6 protein-coding genes are annotated in these 8,009 nt (G+C 59.6%); 3 read left to right on the forward strand and 3 right to left on the reverse strand.

Annotated elements, in window-relative coordinates; genetic code table 11:
- Window positions 1–254 (reverse strand): hypothetical protein (locus H1Y01_RS13145; RefSeq protein ID WP_180540971.1); only part of this gene is annotated, 254 nt, incomplete at its 3' end.
- Window positions 255–414: 160 nt separating this feature from the next.
- Between H1Y01_RS13145 and H1Y01_RS13150 the strand changes: the two genes are divergently transcribed.
- The gene (locus H1Y01_RS13150; protein WP_180540972.1) at window positions 415–1,950 is read left to right on the forward strand and encodes an ArnT family glycosyltransferase; all 1,536 of its coding nucleotides are present in this window, start codon (window positions 415–417) and stop codon (window positions 1,948–1,950) included.
- Between the two features lie 39 nt (window positions 1,951–1,989).
- Window positions 1,990–3,198: a hypothetical protein gene (locus H1Y01_RS13155; protein ID WP_180540973.1), complete on the forward strand. Its 1,209-nt coding sequence runs from the start codon at window positions 1,990–1,992 to the stop codon at window positions 3,196–3,198.
- Window positions 3,199–3,220: 22 nt separating this feature from the next.
- On the opposite strand, the gene H1Y01_RS13160 is transcribed toward H1Y01_RS13155, so the two are convergent.
- The gene (locus H1Y01_RS13160; protein ID WP_180540974.1) at window positions 3,221–4,813 is read right to left on the reverse strand and encodes a hypothetical protein; all 1,593 of its coding nucleotides are present in this window, start codon (window positions 4,811–4,813) and stop codon (window positions 3,221–3,223) included.
- A 20-nt stretch (window positions 4,814–4,833) separates the two neighbouring features.
- A complete protein-coding gene (locus tag H1Y01_RS13165; protein WP_180540975.1) occupies window positions 4,834–7,569 on the reverse strand; it encodes a GH116 family glycosyl-hydrolase in 2,736 nt (911 codons plus the stop codon).
- A 37-nt stretch (window positions 7,570–7,606) separates the two neighbouring features.
- Between H1Y01_RS13165 and H1Y01_RS13170 the strand changes: the two genes are divergently transcribed.
- Window positions 7,607–7,957, forward strand: coding sequence for a VOC family protein (locus H1Y01_RS13170; protein WP_180540976.1), 351 nt, complete (start codon window positions 7,607–7,609; stop codon window positions 7,955–7,957).
- Window positions 7,958–8,009: the final 52 nt, after the last annotated feature.

Consider the following 8,009-nt stretch of genomic DNA (forward strand, 5'->3'; position numbering starts at 1 on the left):
ATCTTCTCGAGCCTTTGCGCCGCGCCGTCCCGGAGTTCCCGCACGAACGCCTCCGACCCGTTGGCGAGCTCGGGATGGTCCTCGTCATTCCAGCAGCCGACTGCCTCGCTAAGCGCTGCAAGCTGCTCGCGGCGTTCGATCTCCTGCTCCAGAAGCTCCACGATAAAGGTCGTGCGGCGCTTCTGGCCGCTGATCTTATCGATTTGAGCGGCTACTTTTTCGGGAATGGGAACCATCGTTCGTGCGGATCGCATGAATCATTAAAGCACATCTGGAAACCAGAATCAAACACTGTGCGGAAACACTTGCGAAAACCGCGCTTTCATCCGCGTGATACCGCGCCGTCACGGCTCCGGGCAATCATGACCCGATCGACGAAAGACCCAGGCGACGACGCTATCCTACAGGAACGTGGTGCCGCGGCCCCTCCGATCGATCTACCCTACAGTCCGGCTCTGCGCATGGGCCGCTTTTCTTATCCTGCTTGCGCTGTGGGCCGTTGCGACGCTCTCCTGGCCGCTGGCGCGCGATCAGGGCGATTTCGCCTGGGCCGGAAGCGTCATCCTGAAAGGGGGCGTGCTTTACAACGATGCATGGGATGTTAAAGGACCTTTTACGGTATACACGTTTGCGCTGGCCCAGTTGGTGTTCGGGCACAATGCGTGGGGCATCCGCGTATTCGACCTTCTAATCGGCCTGGTCCATCTCATCGCACTGGCAGTCGTAGCTCTCCGCTTCTGGGATCGCCAGGCGGCTCAGTATGCCGCGGTTCTTGGCGCCCTTTTCGCTACCTGGCTGAATTTCGTGATCAGTTCGCAACCCGACACGTGGTGTGGATGTATCGTTACGATCGTCGTCGCGATCGTCAGCGCCCGGCCGCGGGTTACTCTCCGGGTGATCGCCGTCGCATCGTTTCTGGTGGGTGTCTGCTGCTTACAGAAGCCGGTCTATGGGGTCTTTATCCTGTTGGTCGCGCCGTTCATCGAGCGGAACGGGCGCTGGATTCTTAAGGCAATCCTTGCGGCGGTCATTGGCTTATCGGTTCCTATCCTTGCGACCGTCGCTTACTTCGGGATGCGCCACGCGTTGGGTAATCTGGTCAATACCTATCTGCTGTTCAACCTGCGCGCTCATTTGAAATTAGGAGCTTCGCCCCTTGACCAGGTCCGCACATTCATCCGCGCATGGCAGGATTTTCTCCCTCTTAGCGTGGGTGTTCCTCTAGCCATGTTCGGCGCGGTAGTCCTGATCGCCCGAAACAAGCGTTTCGGGATGCTCTATCTACTTTGGTTTTCACTCAACCTGCTTGTGCTTATCATTCAGGGTAAGTACTTCGAGTATCAGTGGGTCCCTTTAGTGGCGCCGGTCGCCTTGGGCGCCGCCGTCGGCCTTCGGCAGTTCCGTGAGTTCAGACCCGCAGCCGCAACGGCGGTACTCGCGACGTTCATACTGCTATTCATCAACGACCCGCTGCGCTCCGTGAAGGAATGGGTTTTATACCGCGCCGGCAAGATATCGCCGGACGACTATTATTCCCATTTCGTCTACCTCAACAAGAACCATTTCGATGCCCTTGCGATCCGGCGCTTAGCTGCTTATGTGGAGGAACATAGCGCTACTAACGACACGGTCCAGGTTTGGGGCTTCGACGCGGGTATCAATTATCTCGCGAATCGCGGGGCGCCAAGCCGGTTCGGCTACACGTATCCGTTGCAGATCGGCAAAAACAATCCCTATCAGGATTCCTATCGAGCGGAGTTTCTCGAAAAGATTCGGTCGCGCCCTCCCCGTTATGTATTGGTGCCGAGCGACGACGCCTTCGGATTGATGCCGGTGTCGTCCGACCAGAGCTTCAACGACTTCACCGCGTTCCGGGACTTCGTACGGGCGCATTACGACGACGAAAAGCGTCTTGCCAACTGGACCTTGTACCGACTACGCGGGCAATAGCCGTACTAACGGGTCAAGGTACCATGAAGGTTGTTTCGCTTGCGCCGATCCACAATTTCCGAATGGTTCGAAAATGAGTCCAATTTCTGGAAGCTATTCACTTGCCTGTTAGCTGTTCTTGCTGTGTTGAAGGGAGTTCGGCGGCCCGGGCTTTGGGCCCTTACTCACGCCGAGCTCGATTATAGTTTTGGTTTTGTCAAACGCGGCCTCTTAGGCACGTTCTATCACGAGATCCACTTATGGCACTGGCACCCGCTTTGGGCCATGTTTGTTACAGAGACGGCCGTACTTCTCTTCCTGATAACATTGATGACGCTGCGCAGCGGATTACTCAGCCAGCGAGGCGGCTGGTATATAGCCGCGGCTTTTGCAAGTAGCTACTGCGTGACATTTCTAGTGCATCTGATCGGCTACACGGATATTCCATTGGCGGCACTCACCGTCGGGCTATTGCTCATAAGAGACAGCCGGCTGCGTTTTCTGAGCGGGTTACCGATAATACCGGTCGCCATTCTGATTCACGAAAACTTCCTGCTTCTCTTTATTCCGGTAATCCTGTTCAGCTTCTTTCTTGACGGCGTCGAGGAATCGAAGGAAGTTGGCCGGAAAGCCTGGACTCGCGGACTCGTCCTATGCGCTCTCGCCGTAGTCATGGCGCTCGTAACCTCCCTGAAGCCGAGTTTGAGTCTCGATCAGGTGCGTCTAATGCAGACCCGTATGTCTTCCAAAGTAGATTTCCCTCTACGTTCAGATGTGTTCGACGTACTCACCTTCTCGTTGCGTCACAATTTATCGCTGATGTGGCATATGTACGCTCACTCGTATTGGTGGTGGGCGGAACAGTTTTTATCCCTATGCGTTTTCGGTCCGGTTCTGTTTCTTCTGATTCGCCGCTGCTTTCGTACCTTGGAGAGTGTAGATCGATCTGTATCCTATATACGAGCGGCGGTCCTGATAGCCACTTTCGCTCCATTAGCAATGCACCTTCTAGGCTGGGATCAAGTACGCTGGAATACGATCTGCGTGCTCGATGGGTACTTATCCCTGCTACTGGTCAACATGCGCTTTAGAGCGGCGAAGATTGCAGTCGACAACGCTGAGCGGAACTTCGTGATTCTAGTGATCGCGCTGAATCTTACCAGCGGTTACGGTCTGACGGACTTCATTGCGATCAAGTCGTACCCGTTTTTCCCGCCGGCGATTAAAGGAATCGTGGCGAGACATGACGGGATCGTCGCGCCGCTTTAACCCGCTCCCTTACGGTCGGGGCTCAGTAACTAATTGATCCTATATCCCGGGGCAGCTTCGATCGGAAGTTTCTGAAGCCGCTCTCCACTTCCGCCTTTGCCGACGGCTGCAGCGCATACACGTGAGCGGTGTCGCACGCCAGAACGTAGTTATCCGGAATTGTCCAGGAGCCGGCCGGGATCCAGCTTGGCAGCGGAGCGACGGACCAGGGTCCGGTGATGTGAACCAGCGCGGCATCGGCATGTTCACGTTTCAGCCACGCATCGAGCCATGCGGCGTTGAACGCGCCGTGACGCATCGCAATGACGGGCTCGATGCTTCCCAATCCGACCACGTCCAAAATCCGGTCGTCCGAAAGGAACGAGATGGCGCCCATGTCATCAACCAGGAGAGTCGCGCCCGGCAGCTCGTCGCGAGCAAACAGGCCGAGTTGATACGGCTGGTCATAGACATTCTTCATGGCCAGACTGGCATTCGCGAACGCTTCGTCCGCGCGGCGCGCGTCGAAATAAACGAACATCAGGGCGGACACGACGACACCGGCTGCGGCGAGCCAGGATGCGAATGCGGGCCGCACCGTAGAAGGATGAAAGAGCGCCGGGCGGCAATCCGGCCAGGCGATAAAGCTCCATACGATCGCCCAGGCGATCAGGTACGCTTCATAGCGGAAGAACCAACCGACCCGGGCAAAGGTAAGGTGCAGGGCGACTGAGCCGGCCAGCAGGATCAAGCCAATCACGGTGGAGTTCCACATCGTGCGATTGCGACGCCACGCGATATACGCAAGGCAAGCGGGCAGCGGAATGAGCCACGGAAGCCAGGGCGCCATGTGAGCGTTGAAGGCCAGGCCGGCTAGCAATGCCGGGATGGTTCCGGTCCGGTGCGGCATGTTGGCCTTGATCAGAATCGAGTTTGGAATCGCATACCATCCGTGAGCGACCGACAGCCAGGCAAACGCCGCCAGCGGGACAAACGCCGCTAGTCCAAGAAGCGCCGCCTGGAACCATTTGCGGCGAATGATCAGCAACAGCCCCGCAATCGAAACGGTGCCGACGCCTTCATAGCGCGCCATGACGAGCGCGGCCGTAACGAGGAGCAGCCACGCAAAAGTGCGGCCGGGTGGCGCCGGCTCGAGCAAAATCGGGATATAGAGCGCCAGGAAAACGAACAAGAGAAGCGTCTGGACCACATGCTCCATGCCGCTTACCGCGAGAATTGGCAGGGGTACGCCGACAACGACGATCGCCATGCAGGCGAACCGCACCAGGGGCTTTACCGCTGCCCGCTTGAGTGCAATGTCGGTTACGTACAGGAGAAGTATCCCGGCAATCACGTTGAGCGCCAGTGGGACCCATTCGTGGACTCCGATGAGCCGAAACACGATCGCGATCAGCAGCGTGAACAACGGCGACGAGATCGACGACGTAAACGCATACCGCGTTATCCCCCAGACGCCGTGCAGCGCAAGGTTTTTCGCCGTCGCCAGGTGGATGTAGGTATCGTCCATCGGGTAGATGAGCTTGCCGTCGCAAAGGCGCATCCCCGCGGAAACGATCGTACTCAGCAGAACCAGAAAAAGCAGGATGGAAGCGGCGAGCGGCCAAGCCGTACGCAACCGCGTTCCGTTGTTAACCGTCATCCGTGCAGCGCGAGACGAAGCTCCCCCGCTTCCTTGATTTCGAGCGGGGGATTGAAACGGAATACCCGCCCTTCAAGTGTGTGCGTGACCGGCGCGCCGGCCAGCGCGGCACTCGATAAACTGCTGCCGGAGCCCGGAAATTCGCAGGAGGCGCAGTCGAGCTGACCGCCAATCACTTGCACCGCAAGGGTCCCGCCGCTCAGCGTGTACGTGCCCCAACCGGTCCCGTTGGACCAGAAACACCGGAAATTCGGTGTGGGCGCTGCCAGCGGCTCGACCCGTACGGCCGATTTCGCGCCGTCGTAGTGGAAACCGGCGAGAGCCACCACCGCCGACCAGGACGCCATGGCCCGCGCGTAATGGTGTCCCGCTTCGGATTCATCCCACGGGTTGCGCTTCTCTCCATCGAATCGCGCGCGTATGTTTCCGATGCACTCGACGCCTTCCCGAACCATTCCTACGCTGATCATATGGGCGGAAGTCGCGTATTCGAACCCGGTCATCACTTCGCCGAAATAAGGAAACGGAATGCGGGGGCGCGGGCTCTTGGCGTAATCGCAGATCACCAGCGCCTTCTCATCATTGAGCGCGAACGCGCGTTGGATGCAGTCGTGGTCCGCCAGGGAGCGCTTGTAGTTGTAACGATAGATCGACTGCAGCGCGGTATGTACATGGGCCGGATCGAGCAAGGGTCCGAGGCCGGCGATCTGGGCGAGATACTGCCCGTTGAGCTGATCCACCAGACAGCCGTGGCCAACCTGAAATTCGGGAACTCGGGGATCGTAGCCGCCGACGCCCGTGCGGGTTACGGGCGCAATGCGGTCCGGCGCCATGCCCTGAATGTCCTGAATGTAGTATTCGCCGTTAAACAGGTTGGCGTCGATCCACTTGCTCCCGGCCTCAAACAGGCGGCGGTACTCGTCGGCGGAACGGTCGTCGCCCACGAAGCGGCCCATCTCTTCCGCCGCGCGCAGACCGGCCAAATAGTAGATCCCGCAGAGAGGATTCGGGCCGTAGAACTCGACGTCGTAGGTGTTGTGCTGCGCGCCTTCCATGACGCCGTCGCGATTGGCGTCCCAGCTTCCGGGTGTCCAGGCGAACTCGAGGGCTTTCTTGATTTTTGGCCAAAGCGGGTTCAGCGCGAGCGCGTCGCCGGAGAGCTTCCAATCGAGATAGGCATGGATAATGTGACCCATCTGCCCGTCGGCCGCGGCCCACGGAAAACGATCTCCGTTTTCAGGAAGCCGTTGGCGGAAGTGGATAGCGCCGTTCTCATCCATCTGACCGCCGAACGCGGCGCGCCGCATGGAGTGGGCGAGCGACGGAAACAGGAACGCGGTTGCGGTCTCGTAGCTCCACACGTGGGCGCAATTGCCGAAGCACGAGCCGCGATTATCTTCGGAGCCTTCGAAGGCGTGGAATTCGCCGTCTGAGGTGCGGAAGCAGGTGGTCGACACCAGTGTCGATAGATTGGCAGTCGCGGCGTCTTTCACGGCGGCGGGAAGATCGCTTTCGCGGATTGCGGACGCAAACGCGCGCGTGGACTTCTCCAGACGCTCCAGATTCTGTGCAGTGTACGCAGCCGCTTCCCATGCGTCTCTAAAGCGTAGAGAGTACCAGTTGCCGATGACGGTGCCGCCCAGACCGGGCGGCGATTCCCATCCGCAGAGATCCGGGGTGCGATTGGGGAAGTGCCAGGCCATGAGGAACGTGTACTGCTCCGAGGCTCCAGCATCCACTTCGCGGGAGATGCAAAGCGAGCCGACAGGACTGGTGACCGGCGTGGTTTCGCCGAGCTGGCCGGCAGCGGAGAACTGGTCCCAAAAAAGCAGCGCGGAATTCCAGAATGCGCCGCGCGGCCAGCCGGTCACGTGACTCAGCTCCGGTTCGGAAGCATCCAAGACGCCGAGCACGAACGTACCATGCCAAGGGTGATTCGCCGGGAGTTTGGGATTGCTCATCGTGATCCCGGCCAGTCGACCTTCGGTGAGGAACGTATTCAGGCGGCCGTCGTCGGGAGCTGTCTCGGGAACGCCGCGGCGATGATCGTTGGCGTGAACCGTGTTGTTCACCGACCACGCGATCGACACGCGCGCGCTGGCGGGACCGGGATTGTGAACGGTGTAGCGCAGAATCGCGACAGGCAATCCGGAGTCGTCCGCGTTGTGCGGGATGAAGGGCGTGAAGGCATCCAGGGAAACGCTTACGGGCAACGTGCGATCTTCGAAATCGATGTGGGCCAGCGGGAACTCGCCCGTGAATCGGGCGGTTTCGAGACGCGGAAGTCCGGGCACATTGGCGGCGCCGAGACCGTCCTGACCTTCGTAGGGCGGCAGAATGCGGCTCTCCAGGACGCGCGACACCGCGTGGTTGTCTTTCAGCGATTCCACGCGAATCGAGGGAAAGGCGTAGGAAGGCGCGTAGCCTTTACTGGGCCGGTTGAAGATTTCCCAGTCGCGCAACTGGCCGCGGCCGCCGAGACTGATGCTGCCCGCGCCAACGCCGCCGAGGGGAAATCCGATCATGGCGAGCTGCCGCCCTTCGAAGACCCGCGGATACGCAATGCCGCCCGAAGCCGGCGTGCTCGCTACCGTGCTCGCTACCGTGCTCGATGATACGGTCGAGGGTTGCGTATGCGTGGCTCGATGCGCGGTCTGAGCCTCCGCGAGCGGGGCGGCAAGACCGGCAGCCAGCGCCGTTTGCCGGAGAAAGGTGCGACGCGATTCGCTCATGAATACCGCCATGCTAGCAAGCGCGGATAATGGACGCATGACCCGGCTGGACGCAATCGACCACGTAGCGGTACCCGTAAAGAACATTCGAGACTCGGTGGATTGGTACACGCGCACATTTCAGTGCGAGGTGCGCTATCAGGACGACACGTGGGCGTTGCTGGCGTTTGCCAATGTCCGGCTGGCGCTGGTGATTCCCGAACAACATCCGCCGCACATTGGACTCGTCAGCAATGAGGCGGAGCGCTTCGGCGCGTTGAAGCTGCATCGCGACGGCACGCGTTCCTGCTATGTCCAAGACCCGGGCGGCAACTCGGTCGAGATTCTGGCGCATGACTCCATGCCCATCGAACCCATGCCAATTGAACCTGCGCCCACCACCGCATGAGCGCGGACGTGGTTGTAATCGGAGCGGGTTTAGCGGGACTCTGTTGCGCGCG

The sequence above is a fragment of the Nevskia soli genome, assembly GCF_903970205.1.
Taxonomy (GTDB): Bacteria; Acidobacteriota; Terriglobia; order Bryobacterales; family Bryobacteraceae; genus Bog-113.